We start from the raw sequence: 25,893 nt of genomic DNA on the forward strand, positions 1-25,893 counted from the left end.
AGTACCCCCTACTTTCCTCCTTAGCACAAATTCTGCATGGCAATTTCCAATTTACATCATCCTAGCTACCTAAGTAGTAACCTTCAATGAAAGCTATTGTATTAGTTGGGTTGAATCAGTTCGATACTAGCTGGAGCTGGAGCGAAGGGATAACGACGGAACTGCAGAATTTTGTGAGTGGTGGCGGACGTATTCTTAAGGATGATGAATCGGTCTCGCCCGTTGATTCAGTAGCTACGAATATGCAAGTTAGAGCGTATGTGATTCAAAGCGACACCGATCAAACCAACAATCTACTCGCTCGGAACACAGCTAACATCAGTAAGCTTCAGGCTGCGATGAATGGAATTAACAGGCCAATAGCCTACGCTACGCAAAGTGATGTTTGGGCGGTACCAACTCGCGCAGGAGATACCTCCTTTGTAACTGTTTTGAATGAAAAGCATGATACGACAATAGGTAATACGCAGCATCTCATTGGCCAAACAGCGGAGTTGACTTGGAATACGGAGTTACCAATCTATGATGTTCGACTTGGCAGAAAGGTAACCATGGCAGAAGCAGCGCATGTCGATCTCCAGTCAAATGGGTTTCAGTGGTATGCTTTACCTCCGGCAGAGGTAACAACACCTGAAATCGCTGTGCAATTAACGGATTCTGGCTTTTATGAGTCGTATGCGACGATACGTAATCCTAATCCGATGTCGGGGATTCCTGTCGAAATTACCGTCACCCATACAACGAGTGGGGACACCGCAACGATATATTCTGCGACAGGGTTAACAGCCAAACTGCCTCTGAAGATAAGTGATACTCCTGGTACGTATTCGATTAAGGTGAAAGAACTATTAAGCGGTTTAGAAGCAACGACAGCGGTTAGTGTAACGGATCTCCCTGCCGTTGTAGATAAGGCGGTTACGATCCACCGGGAGTGGGATGTCCGAGCCTTCGAAGAACGGCATACCGTTCCGTTAACCGTGGCTTTAACGGCTGCACAACTTGCTGATTCAACGTATGTTACGCAAGCTGAACGCCTCGTGAACTACTATATTTCGCAAGGGCGAAGTGCACAGATAGGTTTAGCCGAACCTGGTGGTGTTGTTAAGAGTTTGCAAGAATACCAATCCTTACTGAAATTTCCGAAGTGGAAAACGGTGGATTCCGATCTTGTGCTCCTAGGCAGCACGACGACCAACATCTTATTGTTGGATCAAGCTCGTGCTTATGTATTACCAGAGCAAGGCCAAACGTTAGCTGCTGGTGAAGCTTCAATAAATCTCGTGAACTCTGCATTTATAGGCGAATACAATACACTTAATATTGTAACTAACGGTACGTTGGGGCTAACCGCAGCGGTTGATGCCATTATTGGCCTAACAGCTGCACCGCCGGATGCGCCGGAGTATGCGACAACGACGGGAGTTACGAACAGTACGGTGGACCTCAAATGGCATGATGGGAAGAGAGATGCAACGAACTTTAAGATCGAGCGAAGAGCTAATGGGCAAGCGAATTGGCAAGTGATCGCAACGATCTCCGGTGAAACCCATGCATTTCATGATAGCGGACTAACAGCCAACTCATTCTACTCGTACCGCATCAGGGCTGTAAATGATGCTGGAGAATCACAACCAGGTGACATTCTCTATGTGGTCACACCTGCAGCTGACTTCCCCAACCCAAGTGACCCGAACGCTGCATTGCCGCGAGCTGGTTGGACAGCAACCGCGTCCCATAGCGCTTTCAAAGCGAACAATGCTCTTGATGGGAATCCAGCTACACGCTGGGATACAGGAGCGGCTCAAGTTAACGGGCAATATTTCTCGGTAGATATGCAAGCGAATCGTACTTTTAATAAACTTGTCTTAGATGCCACTGGAAGCTCGGGGGACTATCCGAGGAAGTATGAGGTATATGTATCACAGGATGGCATAACTTGGGGATCGGCGATTGCCTCAGGTTCCGGAAACGCTATGTTGTCTATTCAATTTCCTGTACAGACAGCGAGATTTATCAAGGTCGTTCAGACAGGTAGTGTGGGTTCCTTCTGGTCTATCCACGAGTTCAATGTGTATAACATCGATACGGAAGCGCCTACAGTACCGATCAATGTCGTGGCGATCCAATCAACAGACACGATAGTTACCTTGAACTGGCTCCCTTCCTATGACGCTAATGGCTTCGTAGGTTATAACGTCTATAATGGGTCTCAGCAGGTGAATGGAACACTCTTAACAAACACGAGTTACACCATAACAGGGCTTGCACAACAGACAGCGTATCTGTTTACGGTTAGAGCAGAAGACACTTCCGGTAACATGTCGGCCAGTAGCGTTCCTGTGATTGTAGTTACGAAAGAAACGCCATTGTCGCGCGCGGGTTGGATAGCTTCAGCCTCCCACGGTACGAACAAAGCACAGAATGCGATTGATGGCGTCGTCTCGACTCGCTGGGACACGGTGTCAGCTCAGGTATATGGTCAGTATTTCCAAGTAGATATGGGAGCCGAACGTACTTTCAACAAGATTGAATTAGATGCTTCGGGAAGTTCCAGTGATTATCCAAGGCAATATGCCATATTGGTTTCAACCGATGGAGTGACTTGGGGGCCAGCAATCGCAACGGGCGTAGGCAGCGCTATCACAACAATCAGCTTTCCGGTTCAAAGGGCAAGATATTTGCGCGTGATGCAAACAGGAACCGCTGGAGTCTATTGGTCGATTCATGAAATGAATATCTATTTATCTGATCGGGAAGCACCTTCAGCACCATCGGGGCTTACTGTGATCAATAAGACGGACAGAACGATAAGCTTAAGTTGGTCCCCATCATCCGATGCGAATGGTTTCATTGCCTATGATGTGTACAACGGTTCACAGAAGCTGAATGCGGATGGGATTAGCGTAACCACTTATACAGTAACAGGCCTAACGCCAAGTACATCTTATTCCCTATCGGTAAAAGCGCGAGATGCCGCTGGCAATGAGTCTACTTTCAGTGCCCCTTTAACTGTTACCACGAACAATGCGCCAATTTCACGCATAGGTTGGACGGCAACAGCATCCTTGCAAGCTGCCAAAGCTCAAAATGTCTTGGATAATGTGCCAGCAACTCGTTGGGATACCGCGACAGCTCAGGTGTATGGGCAATATATTCAAGTGGATATGAAAGCCCCCTATACGTTCAGTCGTATCGTGCTTGATGCCACAGGGAGCGCAGGCGATTATGCAAGAAGCTATCAAGTTTATGTCTCTGGGGATGGATCTAATTGGGGGACGCCTATTGCTACTGGAACAGGCAGTTCCTCAGTAATCACGATCCCACATGCAGGGATTACAGCAAGATATATCCGAATTGTTCAAACCGGTAATGCTGGTGTGTATTGGTCTATCCATGAGCTTTACGTATATGAGTGAAGGTTCTAGCACTACGCGACAATCGGATGGATACATTCTTGGGGATGCTGTCAAATTCGCGCTGTAATCCTGCCATGCCAAAATGGAGGCATCAAATCAAAAATGGTGATATTTTATTGCCATCTTATTCAGGATACAGTGTAAAGGAGGTTAAGAAAACGCTGTCATCTAGGGAGTTGTGGGTGCAGCTACATAGAGGGAGATTACGAAATATGGTTAACGACTTCAAGAATACGCGTACCGACGGCAATCATTCAGCGAGAGGGCATGAGCAAAAGACAGAGAAGTACGATGTTGTCGTGTGCGGAGGCGGACTGGCAGGTTTCTGTGCGGCTGTTGCTTCGGCTAGACATGGGGCCAAGACATGTCTGGTTCAGGATCGCCCTGTCTTCGGGGGAAACAGTTCGTCCGAAGTCAGGGTGACGCCGCATGGCGCAGCCGCTTTTCATGTATACGCCAAAGAAACCGGGATCATATCTGAGTTATTAATTGAGGAACGCGCACGAAATCATGAGCCGATTTTTGAGAATGGCTGGACGAACAGCGTGTGGGATATGACGATGTATGATATGGCGCAGCGCACAGAGAATTTGACCTTCTATTTGAATACAACCATTCTGGACGTTCGGATGGCAGGTGAGCGCAAGATTGCATCCGTCGTTGGTTATGTAGCTAACGCGGAAACGGAGATTGAATTCGTAGGGGATGTATTCGTTGATTGCACAGGGGATGGCCTCGTTGCTGACCGGGCAGGTTGTGAATGGCGAATGGGTTCCGAAGGACGGGAGGAATTTGCCGAGCCGCATGCGCCACTACTGGCGAGTGGAGATGTGATGGGGAGTTCACTGCTTTTCAAAACGAAAGATATAGGCTACCCCGCTCCGTTCACTGCTCCAGATTGGGCTGCCAAACTCGATAATCCTGATTTCTTCTATAAACAAGGTCGGAATCCGAATGATATGCGCGGTGGTTATTGGTGGATTGAAATTGGCATGCCGTGGAACACCGTATATGAAAATGAAGATATCCGCCATGAGCTGACGCGGTATGTGTTAGGTATTTGGGATTGGATCAAGAATCGGGATCCGCTCACCAAAGAGCTGGCAGCAAATCATGCCATCGATTGGATCGGCCAAGTGCCGGGCAAACGGGAAAGTCGCCGAATTATGGGGCACTATCTGATGACGGAGCATGATCCGCAAAACAAAACTGTTTTTGATGATGAGATTGCATACGGCGGCTGGTTTCTTGATCTGCATACACCGGGGGGACTTCTTGCGCCTACCAGCGAGCATGCCAGTTCCGAAGGCTACGATGAAACATCGCCCTATATGGTAAAAAGCTACTGTGGCCCTTATGGCATTCCTTTGCGGTCAACAATTGCGAAGGATGTTGATAATTTGATGATGGCAGGTCGCAATATCTCTGTGACGCATGCCGCATTAGGTACGGTGCGTGTAATGGCGACAACCGCTTTGGTGGGGCAAGCCGTGGGGACGGCGGCTGCGATTGCGTTGAAGCGTGGAGTAGCGCTCGCGGATGTGCCCACTCAGGCTATTCAAGAAGTGAAGCAGACACTGCTGCGCGACGGCTGTTTCCTGCTGAATACAATGAACGAGGATGAGTTGGATCTGGCACGGAAAGCACGAGTAACAGCAAGTAGTCAAGCAGCTCTCCATAGTGCCGAAGTGAGGGCGGATCTGTCCGCGTCTGGTGAGCGGGGGCCTCAAGATGATTTTCTCCAGCAACGGAAAGGGCAGTGGATTGCGATATCGGAAGGCGTGTTGAACCGGGTTTCGGTTTGTTTAAGTAATTGGAGCGATGTTCCTCAAATCGTGGAAGCGCTAATCATCCCCGTTGATCATATTTGGGATTATCGTACGGAAGCGACTCCTGCCATTGCCGCAACGAAGCTGCTTATTATGCCTGGCAAGTATCAATGGATAGACTGGGATGTCCACCTGGACGAGACTACAGGATTGAAGTCAGGCAGTTATGTTCGTTTGGATTTGTTGGCGAATCCCAACTTGGTTTGGCATTGTGCTGCTGGCATCGTACCAGGACAAACATGTGCCTATGAAATGGGTGAAGGGAAGATGCGCCGGGATTGGAACGGTCCGACCCGCAGCTTCCGCGTGGAGCCTCCGCAGCACGCCTACCGTCCTGAGTATGTCACGAATGGGGTGACTAGACCTTATCGGTTTACGAACCTATGGCGGTCAGATCCGCACGAGCCGCTCTCACAATGGCTGGAGCTCAAATGGGAAGAACAGCAATCAATCAAACAGGTTGAGATTACGTTTCCTGGCAGCCTTTTATGGGAATACCGCGGGTATGCACCATTCTATCGCGACCCGCAATGTCCCAAGGATTATCGGATTGAAGCCTATGTGAATGAGGAGTGGCAGGAGCTTCTTGAAGTGAAGGGCAATTACCAGCGTCATTGCCGTCACGCGTTAGCTCAATCTGTTCAAACCAATAAGCTGCGCGTTGTCATTGAAGCAACCAACGGTGACCCATCCGCTGCAATCTATGAAGTACGTTGTTATTAAATCATAGCCAAACAGCCCTAGTACCCTAATCGGGTAACTGGGGCTGTTTCAATTACATGGTCTTCCGATGTTCCTTCGGGGAAACGCCGAAGTAGTTTTTGAAAGCACGCGAGAAGTGATAGAGATTGCCATACCCCACCTTTTCTGAGATCTCATTGATTCGTAAGGTGGGGTCTTTGAGCAGCTTCTGGGCTTCTTCCATGCGGAATTTGGTCAAATAGGCAGTAAACGTTAACCCTGTTCGTTCTTTGAAAAGCTTGCTGAAGTACGAGTAATTCATAGATACCCGATTGGCCACCTCAGCTAACTGCAGATCTCGGCTATAATGCTCACGAACGATGGATTCCGCTACGGTAATCACTGTTTCGCCGAGGTTAGCATGTTCCGAGATGAGTTGTTTCGTATCTGCGGCGTAGCTTTTTAAATAATGACGAAGCTCGCCTAACGTGTGAAAGGTATTGAAAGCTGAAGTGCGTTCGGTTTCTTCAAAAAGAAATCGCTCATGAACATGGCGATGAATTTCGGCTAGCACCATATCATAAATCGACTTGAGCTGCTCCAAAGACATCTGTGTGCGCAATGAATCGCTAAGATGTCGATCAACCCAGAGCCCAATGCGTTCTACATGCAGTGTCTCCGCTGCTTGCTTGAACTCCTCCATGTCCTTTTTGGCAGGCAGCCAAGCAACTGTCTTACTCGTGGGTTCAAGCGACACGAAAACCTCGCACGGTTCTCGCAAAATCCGTTCAGACATCGTGATATGCGCTTGCTTATAAAGACGCGATAAGTCGTCCAAACCATATCCAGCTTGGCTAAGAGATGCTGAAAGCATTCCTGGGTTGCCGTTCCTAAGCAGGATAACTGCTTTACTCAGCAGTCCTTGAACGGTTTCAAAGGCAAGGAGATTCGTATAATTAAACACAAGGGACACACATCCTAGCACATCATGAAAGGCTAGGAAGCGTAAATGCTGTTCTGCATCAGCGTCCCGAACGCATCGTTCCAAACAGTTGCTTACCCTATCCAGATGTTCCTCGCTGAAGGTGACGTTGCCAAAGGAAAGCATGGAAACGGCGAACAGCGGATGCATAAAATAAGCTTCGAGGGATTGCTGTGAATCGGAATCTTTGCTGCTCAGAGCAATGTTCGACCCGTGAATTACGAGGGGTAATCGAGCAGTAAGCAGCGTCCTTGCATCCGTTAGGTTTTTTTCGAAGAGTTGGTTGTTAACGTCGTCTTTCTCAATACTGGCAATCGCAGATTGCACTTGCTTGCCAAGCTCATCGGAGGAAGCAGGCTTCAATAAGTAGTCCAATGCCCCGTATTTGAATGCTTCACGCACATAGGGATAATCCCCATAGCCGCTCAACATAATAAATTTGGTGCGTGTTAGCAGGGGGGAAAGCTCTTTGATCAATTGAATACCGTCTAACTCGGGCATGCGAATATCTGTGATTATGATGTTCGGTTGTAAGGTTTTCGCCATGGCAAGCCCCTGTGGACCACCGTTCGCAACAAAAATATCCCGTATACCAGCGACATTGGCCCTTTCTAGTTTGGCTTTGACACCGCTGCCAATCAATTCTTCGTCATCAATTATTAATAAGGTATACATCGTTATTCTCCTCGCTTCTTCTTGCGTCATAAGGAAGGGTTAATATCGTTTCGGCGAATTGGCCCTGAATACTATTAATTTGTAATGGATAATTCTCACCGTAGAATAATTTCAATCGTTCATTAATATTGCCTAGACCGATGCTTTCGCGGTCTTTGTTACCTTTAGTGATATAAACGGAAGTGCGGAATTGTTCGTTGATTTCTTCCAGACGAGCTGCTTCAATGCCACTGCCATTATCTTTTACACATAAACGGATGGATAAGTCACTCTCTTGGCTAGCATAAATATCAATATCGAGTGTGTCCTGCTTAGCGAAACCATGCTTCACGCTATTCTCGACAATCGGCTGTAGGATGAATTTTAATACCTGAATGCTTAGAAGCTCGTTGGGAACATGAACGCGGAAATGAATGCTGTCCCCGTATTTCACCTTCTGAAGCGTCATATACTGCCCTAGATAACGAATCTCATCTTGAAGCGTTGCGAATTTAGCGTGCCCGTCCATATTATAGCGCATCATTTTGCCGAAATCGGCCATGGCATCTGACACATCATACTGGCCAGCGATTTCCATCTTGGAACTAAATATATCCAGCGTGTTATAAATAAAATGCGGATTAATTTGCGATTGAAGTGCAATGAGCTGTGCATCCTTGTGCAGGGTCTCTTTCTTAATCATATCGGCTAACAGCAGAGTAATTTTATTCAGCAAAATGTTGAATTTCTCGGTGATGACACCGAACTCGTCCTTCCGTACAATAGGAATCGGCTGAAATCCAGTTTCAATAGCAAGATCCATCTGTTTAATGCTCGTTTTCATTTTACTAAGCGTCATCTTGAGGACGAAGTAGAAAGCGAACAATAGAACAATCAGGGTTAGAATAAAAGCGAGGTTCGCCACAACCTGCAAGGAACTGAGCAACGGTGGGAGTGGAATCGCCATGACGATGACTTGCTGGACATCCTTTAACGTGTCAGCGACGTATAAAAAGCTGTGTTCCTTGGTGTAACCTTGATTTTCAGCCACGATATAAACGGGTTGATTGACAACATTCGGGCCCTCAGCGGGTTCGAGTAGATCAACTGAGCGGACGTCAACTATCGTAATTCCTAGATAATACCCTTCAATAGAGATCATTTTCTGCATATAGCGGAAAATATCACTACCGTCTTCCTGCTTCGTATCCAGCACCCAAAGAGATTTCTGATCTGAAGACATAAAGGCATCGTACCACGCCTCTTTTTTAATTTTCTGATCGGAGAAAAAGGAACCAAAACCTTCTGGAATCGAAACATTGGTTGTATAAATGGAAATTTTCTGAATGTTGATTTTCTGGAATAGCATGGCATAGTTAACAAGTGGAGCAGCGAAGTTGAAATACGTATCTAAAGAATTGGAGTCGGACGAATACGGTTCTCCAAGAAATTGTTGCAATCGGTAGTTAAACGTAATGTTATTGCTAACGCTTTCAATAAGATCAATTTTATTCTCGATTGTATACTTAATCTGTTTAACGGTGGTCTGTGAATTGGCAAGTAATTGGTCTTGCATGTAGCGCTGTGATTGATTGTACGTGTAGAGTCCAAGCACACTGAAAGGGATTAGTATGAAAAAAATAAAAGCTAGCGTCACTTTAGTTTTGATACTCATGGCATTAAAGGTACGTTGCAACGTCACTCCTTCTTTCTCCAAAGATGTTTGTAGGGACGTATTCGACAAAAGGCATCCTATACCTTTCGCTAATTAAGCATAGCCCAAATGAAGGTATCAAAACTAAAATAGTGATATTTTTATAAGCGCTTTCAAAATGTATAGTGAGAATATGCTTCCGGAGTTGCTTTGCTATAGCAGAAGTAGAGTTTGCATAATAGAGAACGCTGTCATGGGTTATTACGACTTGGGGCAGTAAATCGGGGAGGTAAGTTAAGTGGATGGAGCCGTAAATGCAAAACAACGTGTTCGGTCGCCACGATTATCAGTGATGGGCAGATGGCTGCGTTTCAAGAGTCAGTTCGCGCTGCAAAGCATGGTATGGCCGGGGATTTTGTTTCTGCTTGTGTTCTCGTACATTCCGATGTATGGCATTCTGATTGCATTTAAGGAGTACGATCTTTTCTTGGGTGTGATGAATTCGCCGTGGATAGGGTTTTCACATTTTCAAGAATTTCTCAATGATCCGAATTTCTTGAATGTTCTACGCAACACGCTAGCGATGAATCTTATGGGATTGGCTCTTGGGTTTCCTGCACCCATCGTGTTTGCACTCTTTCTTAATGAGTTGAATAAGAAGCGTTTCAAGAGCTTTGTGCAAACGATTTCTTATCTGCCTCATTTCGTTTCGTGGGTCATTTTTGGAGGATTAGTTCTGACGGTACTATCGCCTTCGAACGGGATTCTCAATCTCTTGCTTACGAGTATGGGTATCATCGATGAACCTATTAATTTCATTGCAAAACCGCATCTTTTCTGGATCATTATGGTTTGCGCTGAAATATTAAAAGGGATTGGCTGGGGAGCGATTATCTATATCGCTGCGATAGCCGGTGTGGACCAGGAAATGTATGATGCAGCAAAAATTGATGGAGCTGGCCGATTTCAGCGAATGTGGTACGTGACGCTGCCTGCCATTATGGGGACCGTTGTGATTATGCTTATATTTGCGATAAGCTCTATCTTGAACACAGGTTTCGAACAAATTATGGTCATGCAGAATCCGCTGAATTTGGATGTGAGCGAAACGATCGATACGTATGTCTATAAGGTAGGCCTTAGGCAAATGAGGTATTCCTATTCGACTGCGGTAGGCTTAGCGAAATCAGTCGTTGCCCTAATCCTGTTATTTGCTGCTAATTATGTATCTCGGAAAGTGACAGACAATAGCTTGTTCTAAGCGTATGCCTGCGTGTAAGGAGGAACACACAAATGAATATCCGTTCCACTAGGGACAAATGGTTTGACATCGGTAACATCATCTTTATGTCGACAGTTGTATTCGTAACGTTGGCGCCATTCTGGTTTGCTTTGGTTGGTTCGTTTAATGACGGATTGGATTACTTGCGAGGAAATGTGTATCTATGGCCAAGGGAGTTTACGATCGCGAATTATAGGGCTGTATTCTCGGATACGACCATTTATCATGCATTTTTCATTACGATTAGTAGAACGCTGCTCGGTATGTCCACGCATATCGCTTTTACAGCTCTCGTTGCCTACGGCATGTCTCGCAAGGGACTAAATGGACGCAACGTATATCTCGTAATCATGCTCACGACCATGTTCTTCTATGGTGGACTGATTCCAACTTACTTGCTTTACAAAGAAATTGGCCTGTTAAACAATTTTATGGTGTATATTATTCCCTCTTTGTTCAGTGTTTGGGATATGATTATTATTATGTCCTTCTTTCGAACGATTCCTGAACAAATCATCGAATCGGCGAAGATGGATGGGGCGGGGGAATATCGGATCCTGCTGCAATTGGTGTTGCCGTTGACGAAGCCCGTCTTAGCCGCTATTGCTTTGTTTAATGGGGTATATCATTGGAACTCCTATATGGATGCGTTGATGTTTACGACGAAATCATCCTTAGAGCCTGTTCAACTCGTACTCATGCGGATGGTGACAGATGCTTCGTATGGGGAATCATTTAGTCAGCAAGCCATGAGTTTTATGCCAGAAGAAGCGAAGCGTGTGAGTTCAGCTACGTTGAAGCTAGCCATGATGGTCGCAACTACAGCGCCAATCATCGCGATCTATCCATTCTTGCAGAAATATTTTGTAAAAGGTGTGCTTATTGGTTCTGTGAAAGGTTAGTTCACGCATATCAAAGGGGGCAAAGCAAATGAAAAAAAGTTTAGTTAGTATAGGGCTTGTCACAACGCTAGTTGGAACTTTACTTGTTGGGTGTTCTACGGATAAGGGAGCTGAGGTGACGGCTTCGCCTAAGTCATCCGAAGCAGCAGCGTCAGCTTCAGCAAAACCTGATGATAAATCTCCAATCAAGATTACTTGGTTCGTCGATCAAGAATCCTATAAGAAGAACTGGGATCCAGTGAATAACTTGCTCGATAAGAAGATTACAGAGGAAACGGGCGTTTCGATTGAATTTACATCAGGCAATGATGATAAATTAAGCGCACTAATCGCATCAGGTGATATCCCCGACATGATTACGGTGGATAAAGGGGCACCGCAGCGAGGTGTACTTGAGAAATCCGGTTTGGTTGCTCCGCTAGATGAGTTGATTAAGAAACATGATCCATCGTTTAATGTAGCGAAATCTATGCAGGATTGGTTCCGTAATCCCGATGGTCATTTCTATGGGTATGCCAACTATTTCTGGGCGAAGGAAACCTTTAAACCAGGGGATACCATTTACAGCAATCAAGGCTTATATGCACGTAAAGATATTATGGATCAGCTTGGCATCAAGCCAGAGGACTTCAGTACGAAGGAAGGCTTAGTTACTGCTCTGAAGAAAGTAAAAGATTCGAAGACGAAATATAATGGTTTCGATGTAACTCCCGCTTACTTCGAGAGTTGGGTCATCTCAAGTTTCTTCGGTGCTCCACGTGAAGATGCGCAAGGCAATCTTCTTGATCGTGAAAGAACCCCAGAGTCATTGGAAGCGTATCAATTCCTCAACCGTTTATATCGGGAAGGTTTATTGCCGGAAGATAGTCAAACGTTGAACACGTCACAGCTTACCGAGAAAGTGAATAACGGCGCTGTGTTCGCACTTACCAACAAAGCTATTAAATGGGATGCTTTATATGCCAAGGACCCGAAGGCGATCTTCGTTTCAGTCGGCCCCGTACTCGGAGATAAGGGTAAACAGCCAGTGATTGATCCAGTCGCTGCGTCTGGATGGACACTGACAATGGTTAGCAGCAAAGCGAAGAATCAGGATCGCATTATTAAGCTTATGCATTATCTCTCCTCCGATGAAATGAGCTTGAACGTGACTTATGGTCCTAAAGGCATTACATGGGATTACGATGCGAATGGTAAGGTTAAATTATCAGATGAGTTTATTAAGGCTAGAAGCGAAGATGCAGCAAAAACGAAATTGAAATACGGAAATGGCACGTTAGATTGGCTGATTAACTATGTCCCTGTTCAACGCACATTGCCAGTGAACGGTGTACAGGAAACAGAAAGAACCAAATCGAATATCTACTTCAGTAAATATACGTACGACATGCTTGCTTTCGAATCTACATCACCGCTTGGCGGCACAGAAGAAGCGGGCATCAATGCGAAACGTGAAGAAGTACGTGTTAAAACAAGAGCCAAAATGATTTTGGCTAAAGCGCCAGAGGATGTAGAGAAACTCTACAAAGAAGGCATTGAACAAGAAGAAAAGCTTGGTTCCCAAAAATTGGTAGACTATCAAAACAAAAAATTCCAAGAAGCCAAGAAAGCCTTAGGTGTACAATTCGTTTGGCCGACGAATATCAAGAAATAAACTTTGATGTTATAAGCTAGCACAATGGCATATGCAACGTTCGTGAGTGGATAGCTGTCTTCCCACGCTTGCATATGCCTTTTTGTGGACTTTAATGGGAGGGGGGATAAGGAAGTTTAATCTGAAATAAAGCACAGACGACTTTACGTCCGTACTGTGCCAGCGGATATCTGGAGAGATCGACTGAATCGGAAACAAAGGAGCAGAATGATAATGTACACATGGATGCGTAAACGAATAACCACTTTGCTTATTTTTACCATGGTACTCTCTGTTATTGGCAGCACTGGTATATTAGGCAATGCACCGATAGCTCAGGGGGCTGATGTATGGAAGCCTATGGATACAGAGCCGATGACGGTTCCCGGCAGCGCTGTGGATTTATCTGGATTGAATGATGCGCCGGCGGGTAAATATGGTTTCATCCAACAAGGCATTGACGGCGACTATACGTTTGAGCAAGCACCGCAAAAAAAGGTGAAGCTATACGGAGCCAATATAACATGGAATATGTTCTACGGTTCGCATGATGATGCGGATCAAACTGTGAATCGCCTGGCACGTTTAGGCTATAACGCAGTTAGAATACATGCACAGGATGCCATGGCTGATTGGGTACAAGGCATTTTCATCCAAAATGGATTAACAACGCCACAACTAAATGTGGATCGATTGGATCGATTAGAGTACTTTATTGCAAAGTTGAAGTCGAAGGGGATTTACGTAACAATTGACATTTTTCACCTGTATGATTTCAAGAATATACCGGGGCTTGGCGAATACGCAGATGGGACGAAATCCCCTTATTTGCTTCCCCTTCTCCCCCAAGCACTCGACATGTGGAAAGCGATTGCAGATATGTGGCTATCCCATGTTAACCCTTATACGGGTCTCCCTTTGAAGCATGATCCTGTTCTAATCGGGGTTAGCCCATGGAATGAGTCCTTGCTCCTTAATATGAGTCTAAGTGGAATGACGGTGCCATTGCGCAATTATATGCTTCAGGATTTCAATCAGTATTTAGCCACGTTAGGTAAGCCGGCCATCGCTAGTTTCCCGAACAGCTATTGGGATGCAGCTGGGGAAATCAAAGATCAGCTCAGTGCTTATTATTCGAATAAAACAATTCAAGTTTCGAATGCCATGCGAACTTATTTAAAAGAGAATCTTGGCGTTAAAGCGCCCATTGGCGGATTAAATTACATTTACAGCCCGAATGTAAACTATTGGCGCGATCAAGCGTCGGATGTGTTTGAAACACATGCCTATTACCAATTTTCAAACAATAGATTTACGGACAGTAATGGAAGTGGCTATAAGTACAATCCGCTCAAGGAGCCTCGTCTGAGTATGGCGTTCAATAGCACTACAATTGCCAATTATCCGAAGGATTGGCCGACGGATACGAATTTTGGATCTTACTATCCTGCACTGGCATTAAGGCAGCCATATGCCAAACCATTGGTGCTTACGGAGTTTCAGGATACGCAACCCGTCAAAGGACGTGAAGACATCGGTATCTTCAATGGCGCAGTTGGGGCTTACCAAGGATGGGACATGATGAACCGCTACTCCTTCGGCGTCAATATAGGGGATGCTTATAAAAATATGAAGTTAGGTGCTCCTGAAGAGTTTTCTATCGTAGGCGATCCGCTTGCTATTATGTCGGAAATAGAAGCTACTCTCTTGTTCCGTAATGAGGCAATTGAGGCAGCAAGTCCGAAATTCGTATTCGTATGGGATCGCACATGGACGCGTGATAAGGCAGGAGCCTCTGAAGGCGATGCGTATCTGACGAACATGATGTACATGCCACACTTGTTTAAGACTGTGTCTGTGTATGCGGATAAACCGAATGTGCCATTAACTGTATACAAAATAACGTCTGATATCACTCCTGAACAGATTGCTAGCGGCAATCTGCCAGAAGCCAACAAACTGCCGATTTCATCTTCGATGTCGAACAGGCAGATGGCCGAATTGTTCATTCAATCGTTGGATGATGCGAGCAAGAAGGCCGAAATGTTAGCTGCATTGAATCAGAATAAGCTGCTATCAGATACCGGTGAGCTAACGTTTGATCTCAATCTTGATACCTATTTCGTGAATACGCCGAAAGTCATTGCAGCAGCGGGAACAATGAATAATCATACCTTCGCACTGGGGCAAGCGACAGTGACTGGCGATGTCGACAAAGGTACTTTCTTCGCATCCTCCTTGGACGGAAATGCGCTGAAGGATAGTGACCGCTTGTTGCTTGTCTATACAACGGATGTAGCAGCTACAGGGGAGCAATATGTTACGCAGCCTTCAGGTGAGATCAAGTACTACAAAGGCACATTGCCCACACTGGTGAAGCAGCAAACGGCCCAGTTCACGTTATCAACGAATAAACCTGCTGGCGGATTTAAAGCGTATAAACTTGCGCTAAACGGTGCGCGTCTTCAGGAAATACCTGTGACCGTGAACGGTCAAGTCCTGTCTGTATCACTGAATACCGATAAAGGATTTGCCTTTGAGCTCGTGTACGATACCTTATACGGTACAGATTTTGAGTCGGGTGCAGCGGATTGGACCGCGATTCGAGGGAACTTTGCGATTCAAACGGAGAGCAATGGCAATCATGTGTATCAGGCTTCAACGCCATCGACATCTGTCGTTGTGCAAACGTATGGAACGGATTATTTCGTTGAATCTGATGTTCGCTTGACAAGTTTTAAGGACACAGTGGGACTCCTTGCGAGATACGTGAATCCAGGCAAGTATTACAGCTTCACTTACGATGCACTTCTCGGCAAGGCATCTATCGAGAGAAAGAACAATGATCAAACGATCGTTCTCCAAACAACATCTGGATTGGCAATGCCGCTTAATGTGATGAACAAATTAAGGTTTGAAGTGTCGGGGAATAGCCTATATGGCTATATCAACGGTCAATTGGCGGTGACAGCAACAGACAACTCTATTGCAAGTGGTTCAGCAGGTATACTTACCAAGGATCTCGCGCTGCCCGCAGGATTCCCTCTGGGTACGGTTAGTCAACAATGGATAGCAGCACTAGGAAGCGGGATTAAAGGAGTTATTCATGAAGGGATCTCGAATTCAAACGGCACTTTTATAACAAAATTACTAGAAGTTTTAAAGAGAGTTATGGGACCGGTTTCTTATGATAACTTCCTCGTTGCGTACAGGGATGCAACAGGACCTTCTGTACCTTCCAATATGACGGCAACCCCTCTTTCGTCATATGAAGTATCCCTATCTTGGACCCCGTCTACAGATAATGATCGTATAGCTGGCTACACCATTTATCGGGATGGGCAAGAAATTGCAACTGTCAGTGGGTTGAATACAAGCTTTATGGATACGGGCCTAAGTCTTGGTACTACTTACGCATACACAGTAAAGGCATTTGATCCCGCTAATAATCAATCAGTCGTGAGCATTCCTGCGATTGTGACGACCAAAAGCTCATTGCTGGAAGATAATTTCGAGTCGGGAAGCGCGAATGGGTGGTCAGTCGTTTCTTCATGGGGCACGTTCGCCGTGGTGACAGATGGCAATACGAAAGCTTACTTGTCCGACAATTCGGATAAAGGGGCTACGAAGTCAGTTGCTGGTCAATCCTCGTGGGCCGACTATAAAATAGAAGCTAAGGGCAAATTGGATCAGGCGAGGGGGCGAATAGGTCTTGTAGCTAGATACGTTGATTATAACAACTACTACAGCATGACTTATGAGAGCTACACGCAGAAAGTCTACATTTCGAAGTTGCAAAATGGTACGACAATCGACTTAGCGATTTCCGATGCAATCACACCGCTTGCCCCAGGAACGTACCATACATTTCAATTTACCGTGTCGGGAAATATCCTGCAAGCATATGTGAATGGCCAACTGCTTGCCATGGCTGCAGACAATGCTTTTCCATCTGGCAAAATCGGTGTTTATACACACCAACTGAAGGGTTATTTTGATGATATCGAGGTGAATCTCGTTCCTAATCCTGACGTGACACCGCCTACTGCACCAACAGGATTGACGGCTGCTGCACTCTCATCCACAGAAGTTGCGTTGTCGTGGGCTCGATCCTCCGATGATACAGGGGTTACGAGTTATGCCGTGTATCGGGATGGGCAATGGATAGGTTCTGTTAATGGCGTAGTAAAATCGTACAAAGACACGGGATTGAATCTGGCTGCAACGTATCGTTACACGATTCGAGCGGTGGACGCAGCCAACAATCAGTCGGTTGTAAGCAATGAAGCTGTTGTCACGACGAGTGACACGCTGCTGAGTAATAATTTTGAGTCTGGTAACGCGAGTGGTTGGTCGGTGGTTTCATCCTGGGGGAATTTCTCTGTGGTATCTGACGTATATGGCTCCAAAGCGTATTTATCTGATAATGGGGATAAAGGTGGAACAAAGTCAGTCGCAGGCGCTTCAACTTGGACCAACTATAGCGTAGAGGCTCAAGGGAAAATGACGACAATGAGCGGCAGAATAGGGCTTGTCGCGAGGTTTGTTGATTATAACAATTATTACAGCATGTCATATGATAACTTTACTAAGAAAGTCTATATCAGTAAATTGCAAAACGGCGTTCAAACAGACCTGGTTATTTCAGCAGCAATGACGCCTCTTGCGGCAGGCACGTACTATACGCTTCGATTCACGGTGAATGGGAATCAGCTTGAGGCTTATGTGAATGGGCAACTTGTTTCAGCTACAGACAGCACGTTCTCAGCGGGGAAACTCGGTGTGTACACGCATTTGCTCCAAGCTTATTTTGATGATGTTGTCGTGCGTTTAGTTCCATAATTCATGACAAGGAAAACGGCGGTAACGCAGAGGATGCGTTCCGCCGTTTCTCATTATGGTTATTACAGTCGAACTTCTCGGCCTGTTTCTGCTGATTCATAAATAGCGGACAAGATTTGAATCATTTCCACACCATGTTCAGGGCGAATGATGGGCTCATCTCGTCCAGACAGGCAATCAATAAAATGATTAATATTAGCATGATGCATTTTGGCAGTTTTTACATGAGCTCGGGAAGGTTTGCTGTCGACTAATTGACCATTTACTTCGGAGAATAGACCTAACTCGTAATTGCGGTAAGTTGCACCGGATTTTGTTCCCCGTAGCTCGACAAAATAGGTTTCCTCCTCAATATTAGAAGCCCAACTGAACTCGACTTGGAGCGTAGCGCCGTTGTCGAAACGAATAAAGCCTACAGCCAAATCTTCCACATCGAACGTGCCATCCTCATGCTTCTCACCGAAACCGCTGTGTTTGGAGTCCGATAGTTCGTTGTTGGCGAACTTCCGATACGTGGCACCGCTGACCGCGACAGGTTTAGGATTGCCCATGACCCATACCGCAATATCGATGAAATGAACGCCTAGATCAATTAAAGGACCACCGCCGGACAATTCTTTTGTTGTGAACCAACCGCCCTTGCCGGGGATGCCTCTACGCCGAATCCATCCACAGCGTCCGGTATAGATCTCGCCAAGACCACCATCTTTGGCATATTGCTGTAGGAATTGCACATTGGGATGAAACCTGTTATTGCGGATGGTCATGAGCAGTTTGCTGCTTTGAGCTGCAGCATCAGCCATCTTCTGCGCTTCCTGGGGAGATACTGCATCGGGCTTCTCGCAGATGACGTGGATCCCTGCTTCTAAAGCCGCAATCGCAATTTCCGAGTGGAACAGATTCGGCGTACAAATATCAATTACATCCAAATTAGCTGCGCTCAGCATTTCCTTATAATCCGTGTAAACAAGCTCTGCACCCGCTAGTTCTGCCATTTGGTGAGCGCGTACTTCATTCACATCACAGATAGCAACGATTTCGCATTCCGGATTTTCCAACCAAGCCGATAAATGCGATTCTTTGAAAATGCCGCCTGCACCAGCGATACCAATTCGATAAGTTGATCCCATAGTTCGATTCTCCTCCATACAGGTCATTCATGCCCGCATGATTTTATTTTTATGAAAGGTGTTATGCAAATTTATTATAAGAAAAGCGGTTACAGGGTTGAATATCCGATCTTGTACGAGTTGACTTATTTTGCATTTTTTTTGATGAGAGAAGAAAGGAGTCTACTGTGGAAAATTCTGAATTTCGCTATATCCACGTGGGTTATTCCCACCACCGCGCACCTCACCGCAATCAATTGGAACGCAGAAAGGACGGTGTACTAATAAGGTTGCAAGTGAATGGTACTTGCCGTATTGATCTCAATGGGATTTCACATTACATGCAATCAGGCGATTTGGTTATGTCCAAACCAGGAGGCACGTATCAGCTGTTCATTGGCGAAGAGAGTGGGGGAAATGGGCAAAGTCACGTCGATAGTACGGATTATTATGTAGTGTGTGGAGGGGAGTGGGTCGACCATTGGCTTAAGGGGAAGGAATTTCCCGATGTTGTGCGGATTGAGGTTAATGATGATTTGCTTAGCCTGTGGCGGAGATTAATACTTGAGAAAAGGAATTTGCATGAAAATAACGCCGAAATCATTGCCTGTTTTGCGAAGCTGCTTTGCTTGATGATTGAGCGTTCCATCGTTACATTATTGGCCGCAGGATGCCGTAAGGATCATTACATTGCTTACAAGCTTAAGCAATATATTGAAAAGCATGCCACGGAGACGCTCACGCTAGAAATGTTAGCTGCACGTAATGGTGTTAGTACGTCGACTGCGTCCCATATGTTCAAGCATGCGTTCGGTGTGCCGCCAATGCGTTATGCTGTCGAGGTTCGTTTGTCCATTGCAAGCGATCGGATTCTGTACAGTGACATGCGGCTTGAGGATGCTGCCGAAGCATCCGGATTCCGCAGTTACCCCTACTTCTGCCGTGCGTTTCGTGCCAAATATGGGAAAAGTCCTAGTGACTATCGGATGCAGCATCGGGAGGCTGAAGATACTTGACCACATTGACCAATTCTGCCCCTGCGCTCTATATCACAGACTGTTTAGCTGCTAGGCTAATCAGTCTATTTGTCGTTGCATGCAATCCTCTAAGAATTACACGATAAGAGTTAAGAATCTCCCTCAAATGATGATATTCAAACCCTTTTCCACAGATTATGATGAAAGAGGCAAGAAAGATTGTTGTAGCGAAGGATGGCATTCAGGTAAACTGATTTAAAGGGCAATTATAAGCGGACGGGGGAGCAGCATGAAGGGCATCAAACACATCATCCACTCCATTAGAGGTAAGTTAATTTTCACGTTTATCATTCTAATTGTTGTGCCCATTCTACTTATATTCCTGTCCTATACCTATTCTTCTAAGAGTTTGTTGGAGAAAGAGGTCTATGATACGAATCAGGAACTGGTTGAAAGCAAGGCGAAGGGGATTGACGATTTGGTTGGTAAAATGGTCAAAGCAACAGCCTTTGTTGAGTCTGATGTGAAACAAAGTGATATCTCGAATCTATCTAATTGGAAGAAAGACTATCAGTCGTATTCGGTTATTAAAAGGGTGCAAACGTCGCTGGTAACTATTAGGGATTTACTCCTCGACAGCAGAGCCTTCCTCATTTATCTAGATAATAATCAACTGGCGCTCAGTACGTTATATGACTTTAATATCGACAATAATTATGCAAATCTTATTCAGGAACCGTGGTATATCGCTGCCAATAAGCAGATGGGGTATCCCATATGGACCTTACTCTACAAACTTAACCCACAATTCGGTTATTCTGATGCTGGGACTTCAAGCAGCTATGTAACGATATCAAGAGCTGTAAGAGACGCTACGGGTTCGAAAAGTACAGGCGTAATCAGTGTAGGTGTGCCGTGGGATGTTTTCTTCGGAAAACGCGAATCCTCTTCGCAAAGCTTACCGGATATGATGATGAGAGACCATGAAGGGCGATTCATCGATACGAAAGGCAATGTGTTTACCGATTTCACAGATGAGCAATTGTCAGAATTAAATCAAGCCAAAGACCAAGTCATGCGCTTTAACCATGATGGAAACACCTATTTAGTCAATGAAGCCAAAGTTTCACTTCTGAGTGTGAGTTTGCTGACATTTATCCCAAATGATCAATTTACAGGTCAGTTAAACAAGTCGAAAACGAAATCTATTCTTAGTATTTTGTTGTTGTTTTCTGCTGCCATTCTGTTATTTATCTACTTCCTGCTTCGATTTACCAAACCGATTTATTCGCTCCTGCATTCTATGGGACTAGTCGGAACGGGGGATTTTAAGACGGTTGTTCAGGTAAAGGGGCGGGATGAGATATCGCTTCTAGGGAATAGTTTTAATCGGATGACCGCTAAGCTTCAGGAGCTGATGTCTCATGTCGTGGAAGAGCAACGGAAGAAAGAGGAAGCCCATTTTCAAGCGCTGCAGGCACAAATTAACCCGCATTTTCTATTTAATACACTGAATTCCATTAAGCTGATGGCGATGTTGTCCAATACGAACCAAAATGTAAGCGATATGATAACCGCCCTAGGGAAACTATTGGAATTCTCCATGAAACAGCAGCATCATTATGTTACACTTCGGCAAGAATTAGAGTATCTAGAGCTCTATATGTATCTGCAGAAAATTAGGTATCACGACAATATTAGCATTGCCATGGATGTCCCTGAGGACCTCTTGGATAGCTATGTTTTGAAATTTAGCCTGCAACCTCTTGTGGAAAATAGTTTGATTCACGGCGGGAGATTACCTCTGCACATTCAAATAAGTGCGCATTGGCAGCCTAATCGACTTGGCTATACCATCTCGATTCAAGATAACGGTAAAGGTGTAGCTCCTGAGGAATTAATACGCATTCAAGAGGGGATGACCCCATCGCATGCCAAATATAGTGGAATTGGCATCGGTAATGTAGACCAACGAATCAAGCTGTATTTTGGTGTTTCATACGGCATTAGCTTACATCAACATGAAGAATGCGGGTTAGAAGCTCGTATTCAGCTACCCTACATTCAGAAGGAGCCAACGCTATGATACGGATATTAATTGTTGATGATGAGATTCTAGTTCGATTATCATTGAAAACGCTGATCCCGTGGCAGGAACATGGATTTGAAGTGATCGGCGAAGCAGAGAACGGGGTGGAAGCTCTTGCTATGCTAGAGCGGTCTCCTTGCGATATTGTACTTATGGATATACGAATGCCAGAAATGGATGGCATCGTATTAATGTCAACCATAACGAAGCAGTGGCCACATATACGTTGTATAATTTTATCAAACTATAATGATTTCGATTATGTACAAAAAGCTTTGCAGTTAGGTGCGGTTGATTACATGCTTAAGTTAGCCTGGGTGCCAGCGGAGCTGCTTGAGAAATGCAAGCGAATTGGCGAGGATATTGAAAATTCTCGCATCCAGCAGTCGGAAAAAGATCAGCTTGTGTCGAGGGTCGTACAGCTGAAGAGTGGTGCTAAGCGGGGACAGCTGCAGGATTTATTTATGAAGCACAGTTCGAAGTTAGAAACGGATACGCTGCTGCATATGTTGGATTTGCAATGTGGTGAGCCGCCTTACCGCGTTGTCTGCATTTCGATTGATGAGTATCGGCGCGTCCATGAGGGAAATAGATTTAAGAGTGAGCAATTATTGAACTACACCGTGGGCAACATTCTGGAAGAAATCATGAAGAAGAATGGCGGAGGAGAGCTAGTAGAGACGCTAAATGGCAAGTTTGCCTTGCTTTTAACTAGCTTCTCTGAGAGCACGTTGGAGGAAATGCGTGCTGCTTCGGCTACGTATGCCCGTGTATCGCTTAGTTTCGGGATTTCAGGGCACTGTACGATTTATGAATTACATCGTGCTTATGAAGCAGCGGAGGAGAGTTTGGAACGCAAGTTTCATAATCCGGATAAGATGATGTTTTATTCTGATAAACAAAACGTGACAGATGCGCGCTATCGGCCAGAAATTCAAGAAGTTATCGACATCATTCATAAGGAGTTCAATAACTCCATAAAGGTATCTGAATTGGCTAAGCGAATTGGTTTTGTTGAGAATTACCTTAGTGTTCTCTTTAAAAAAGAAACTGGTGATAAAATTGTCGACTATATAACCAAGGTAAGGATGAAGAAGGCGCGCGAGCTCTTGGCTGATCCAACTTACAAGATATACGAAATTAGTGAAATGGTTGGTTATGGAGATTCGAATCATTTCAGTAAATATTTCAAAAAAACAGAAGGGGTATTTCCGCTGGAATATCGCAAGATGATATTGGGTAAATAAAGTATGAATCTGAGAAAAACACTTTAAGTCTATAGAATCTCCCATTCGAAGTTCTCACGGCATTTGGTATAACTTAAATGTGGTCAAAATTAGTTGAGGGGGATTACTAGATGAAAAGGCTTTCAGTTATTGGTTTGTCAGTCGCGATGTTATCATCGTTAGCTTTGAGCGCGTGCGGTAAAACAGAAACGAGTAGCGGAGGTACAAGCACGCCAGCCGCTGCAGCATCATCGGCAACGGCTGCATCGACAGCACCAGCAAAGACAGTAAAGTTAAAGTTCTGGGGTGGTGTTCCAGAAGAAAGTGGTCCCAAAGCAGTTGTGGATAAATGGAATGCAGCTCATAAAGATATTCAAGTTGAATATGTAAGATTCGTGAATGATGAGCCAGGGAATACGAAGCTTGAGACAGCACTGCTTTCGACCAATGACGCCCCTGATATATTCGTTTCTTACAGCGATGCCAACTTGGATAGACGAATCACATCAGGCATGGTGGAACCGCTAGATGATCTGATTAAGAAAGTGAATTTCGATCTTGATGGCGTAATCGGTGCAAATAATCTAATTAAAAAGGACAATAAAATTTATTATTTGCCAGGAGCGAAAAGCTTGCAGGTCATGTTCTTCAATAAAGCCATGCTAGACGCAGCTGGCGAGAAAATCCCGACAGATTGGACTTGGGATGATTTCGTGGCTCTCGGCAAGAAGCTGACGAAACCAGGCCAAGTAGGTGCTTATTTGAATCCAACGTGGGAGCCAATTGCTTATGACGTGCTTATGTCGGCGCAGCCTACGAATGCCTACTTCGCAGCAGATGGCAGCTCCAACTTGAACAATCCTGCCTTAAAGAAAGGTTTAGAGGTACAAAAGCAGCTGTTAGACGCAAAGGCCTTGGTTCCTTATGCAGAGGGCATTGCCAATAAGCTTCAACCGCAGGATGAGCTGCTCAAAGGCAGAACCGCAATGGTTTATTCGGGAACGTATTTATTTAGATATATTAAGGATGATAAAGCATATCCAGATCGCAAATTCACTGTAGCTTTTGCACCTGTACCGCAAATGGAAAAGGGTAAAAATGTGAATGGCGGCGGTTTTGGCGACTTCTTATCCATCAATGCGAAAAGTGCAAATAAAGAAGCGGCGATGAAGTTCTTAGATTGGTACTTGAAAGAAGGCAACTTGGAAATGGTTGCTGGTGGACGCATCCCGAGTAACGTGAAGTCCGATATTAACAAAGTTGCAGATATTATCATTGCGGATAAAGGTCAGTACTTTGATAAAGAATCGTTCATGAGTGTACTCAAAGCTAACTATACGTATAAGGTGACCACGAAAACGACAGCAATTGCCGAACAACGTAAAGCCTTGATGGAAGAAGCAGAGAAGTACTTTATGAACGTTCAACCACTTGATAAAACGGTAGAGACGATTAAGAAAAAGGCCGATGACGCGATTAAAGCGGCAACGAAATAAGAAAAGTATACTACTAGACAGTTTCTATGTACTGTTACCATCACACCGATCTTCCTCCTACTTCTGTAGGGGGATTTTTTAATTCATGGGACAATGGACGAGGTTTCACATAACCAAGGATTTTTCTTCGTTCAGATCATAGGATATCACGGTTTATACTTACTTTATCCCATTTTGCTTGGGCAGGGCTTCTTTTATACTAAGAATTAAGAAGGGAGCTGCGAGCAATGAATTGGAAAGAAAAAACAAAAGAAAACGTAGCTGGTTATTTATTTATACTTCCAAATCTACTTGGATTCTGTGCATTTATTTTACTCCCATTGGTATTTAGCTTGATCTTAATATTTACGGATTGGAATTATCTGAAGGGATTGCAGGGACTCACCTATATCGGATTGGATAATGTGATCAAACTATTCCATGATGTCATGGTGTTCAAGGCATTAGCCCATAATGTTATTTTCAGTGCAGTTACCGTTCCTGCAGCGATGTTAGGTGGTTTACTGCTAGCAACCATCCTGAACAAACATGTTTTTCTGAAAGAGACGCTCCGCACGTTAGTTTTTCTCCCCTACATGAGCAGTCTGATTGCGATCGCTGTGGTGTGGAGGGTGATGTACAATTCGTCAGAAGGCCCTATTAATAACGTTTTAAAGTCACTTGGCGTAAGTAATCCTCCTGGATGGTTGGCAAGTCCCGATTGGTCATTAATTGCGATTATTATCATGACTGTATGGATTTACGTAGGGTATGCGATGGTGCTCTACATGGCAGGGCTTCAAGGTATTTCGAAGGATTACTATGAGGCATCCGAAATTGATGGAGCGAACGCACTGAAGCGCTTTTGGCATATTACTTTACCGCTGCTCAAACCTACCAGTTTCATGATTGCAATAACGCTTGTGATTGCTTCCTTTCAAGTATTTGCATCCGTGCAAGTGATGAGCAATGGAGGGCCGCTCAACTCTACTTTGGTGTTAGCGCTATACATTTATAGACAAGCCTTCGAGCTTAAGCAGATGAGCTATGCATCGACGGTATCGTGGTTGCTGTTTATTGTCATCTTTATTGTTACGATCGTTCAATGGAAAGGTCAGAAGAAGTGGCAGGATTATTACTAA

14 protein-coding genes are annotated in these 25,893 nt (G+C 44.9%); 11 read left to right on the forward strand and 3 right to left on the reverse strand.

From position 1 onward, the window contains the following. The first annotated feature begins 86 nt into the window (after positions 1-86). Positions 87-3,416, forward strand: a complete 3,330-nt coding sequence (locus tag A8708_RS01560; RefSeq protein ID WP_068661791.1) for a discoidin domain-containing protein — start codon at positions 87-89, stop codon at positions 3,414-3,416. 212 nt (positions 3,417-3,628) lie between these two features. Continuing rightward, entirely contained in the window at positions 3,629-5,968 is a 2,340-nt protein-coding gene (locus A8708_RS01565; protein WP_082927209.1) for an FAD-dependent oxidoreductase, read from the forward strand. A gap of 52 nt (positions 5,969-6,020) precedes the next feature. Here A8708_RS01565 and A8708_RS01570 read toward each other — a convergent pair whose 3' ends face one another. Together A8708_RS01570 and A8708_RS01575 are read right to left on the reverse strand one after the other, a co-directional pair. Beyond that, positions 6,021-7,583 carry a response regulator transcription factor gene (locus tag A8708_RS01570; RefSeq protein WP_068661792.1) on the reverse strand — a complete coding sequence of 521 codons (1,563 nt, stop codon included), beginning with the start codon at positions 7,581-7,583 and terminating at the stop codon, positions 6,021-6,023. Further along, complete coding sequence (locus A8708_RS01575; protein ID WP_204787449.1) at positions 7,561-9,237, reverse strand: sensor histidine kinase; 1,677 nt, start codon at positions 9,235-9,237, stop codon at positions 7,561-7,563. The genes A8708_RS01570 and A8708_RS01575 overlap by 23 nt, the downstream gene beginning before the upstream one ends. 277 nt (positions 9,238-9,514) lie before the next feature. Here A8708_RS01575 and A8708_RS01580 point away from each other — a divergent pair, with 277 nt between their 5' ends. From A8708_RS01580 to A8708_RS01595, 4 genes are all read left to right on the forward strand, one after another. After that, positions 9,515-10,477 (forward strand): ABC transporter permease, encoded by a 963-nt coding sequence (locus A8708_RS01580; RefSeq protein ID WP_068661794.1) that lies wholly within the window; start codon positions 9,515-9,517, stop codon positions 10,475-10,477. Between the two features lie 32 nt (positions 10,478-10,509). Continuing rightward, a complete protein-coding gene (locus A8708_RS01585) occupies positions 10,510-11,400 on the forward strand; it encodes a carbohydrate ABC transporter permease (protein ID WP_068661795.1) in 891 nt (296 codons plus the stop codon). A 28-nt stretch (positions 11,401-11,428) separates the two neighbouring features. Further along, a complete protein-coding gene (locus tag A8708_RS01590; protein ID WP_068661796.1) occupies positions 11,429-13,054 on the forward strand; it encodes an extracellular solute-binding protein in 1,626 nt (541 codons plus the stop codon). Between the two features lie 225 nt (positions 13,055-13,279). Continuing rightward, positions 13,280-17,875 carry a family 16 glycoside hydrolase gene (locus A8708_RS01595; RefSeq protein WP_204787450.1) on the forward strand — a complete coding sequence of 1,532 codons (4,596 nt, stop codon included), beginning with the start codon at positions 13,280-13,282 and terminating at the stop codon, positions 17,873-17,875. A gap of 62 nt (positions 17,876-17,937) precedes the next feature. Here the strand turns inward: A8708_RS01595 and A8708_RS01600 are convergent, their stop codons facing one another. Continuing rightward, positions 17,938-19,005: a Gfo/Idh/MocA family protein gene (locus tag A8708_RS01600; protein WP_068661798.1), complete on the reverse strand. Its 1,068-nt coding sequence runs from the start codon at positions 19,003-19,005 to the stop codon at positions 17,938-17,940. 167 nt (positions 19,006-19,172) lie between these two features. Here A8708_RS01600 and A8708_RS01605 point away from each other — a divergent pair, with 167 nt between their 5' ends. From A8708_RS01605 to A8708_RS01625, 5 genes are all read left to right on the forward strand, one after another. Continuing rightward, positions 19,173-20,000: a helix-turn-helix domain-containing protein gene (locus tag A8708_RS01605; protein ID WP_068661799.1), complete on the forward strand. Its 828-nt coding sequence runs from the start codon at positions 19,173-19,175 to the stop codon at positions 19,998-20,000. A gap of 250 nt (positions 20,001-20,250) precedes the next feature. Then, positions 20,251-22,047 (forward strand): cache domain-containing sensor histidine kinase, encoded by a 1,797-nt coding sequence (locus A8708_RS01610; protein WP_068661800.1) that lies wholly within the window; start codon positions 20,251-20,253, stop codon positions 22,045-22,047. Beyond that, positions 22,044-23,297, forward strand: coding sequence for a response regulator transcription factor (locus A8708_RS01615; RefSeq protein WP_068661801.1), 1,254 nt, complete (start codon positions 22,044-22,046; stop codon positions 23,295-23,297). The genes A8708_RS01610 and A8708_RS01615 overlap by 4 nt, the downstream gene beginning before the upstream one ends. 110 nt (positions 23,298-23,407) lie before the next feature. Next, positions 23,408-24,772: an ABC transporter substrate-binding protein gene (locus A8708_RS01620; RefSeq protein ID WP_068661802.1), complete on the forward strand. Its 1,365-nt coding sequence runs from the start codon at positions 23,408-23,410 to the stop codon at positions 24,770-24,772. Between the two features lie 227 nt (positions 24,773-24,999). Next, entirely contained in the window at positions 25,000-25,893 is an 894-nt protein-coding gene (locus A8708_RS01625) for a carbohydrate ABC transporter permease (RefSeq protein WP_068661803.1), read from the forward strand.

Origin of the sequence: Paenibacillus oryzisoli (genome assembly GCF_001653565.1) — a bacterium.
In the GTDB taxonomy this organism is placed as follows: domain Bacteria; phylum Bacillota; class Bacilli; order Paenibacillales; family NBRC-103111; genus Paenibacillus_E; species Paenibacillus_E oryzisoli.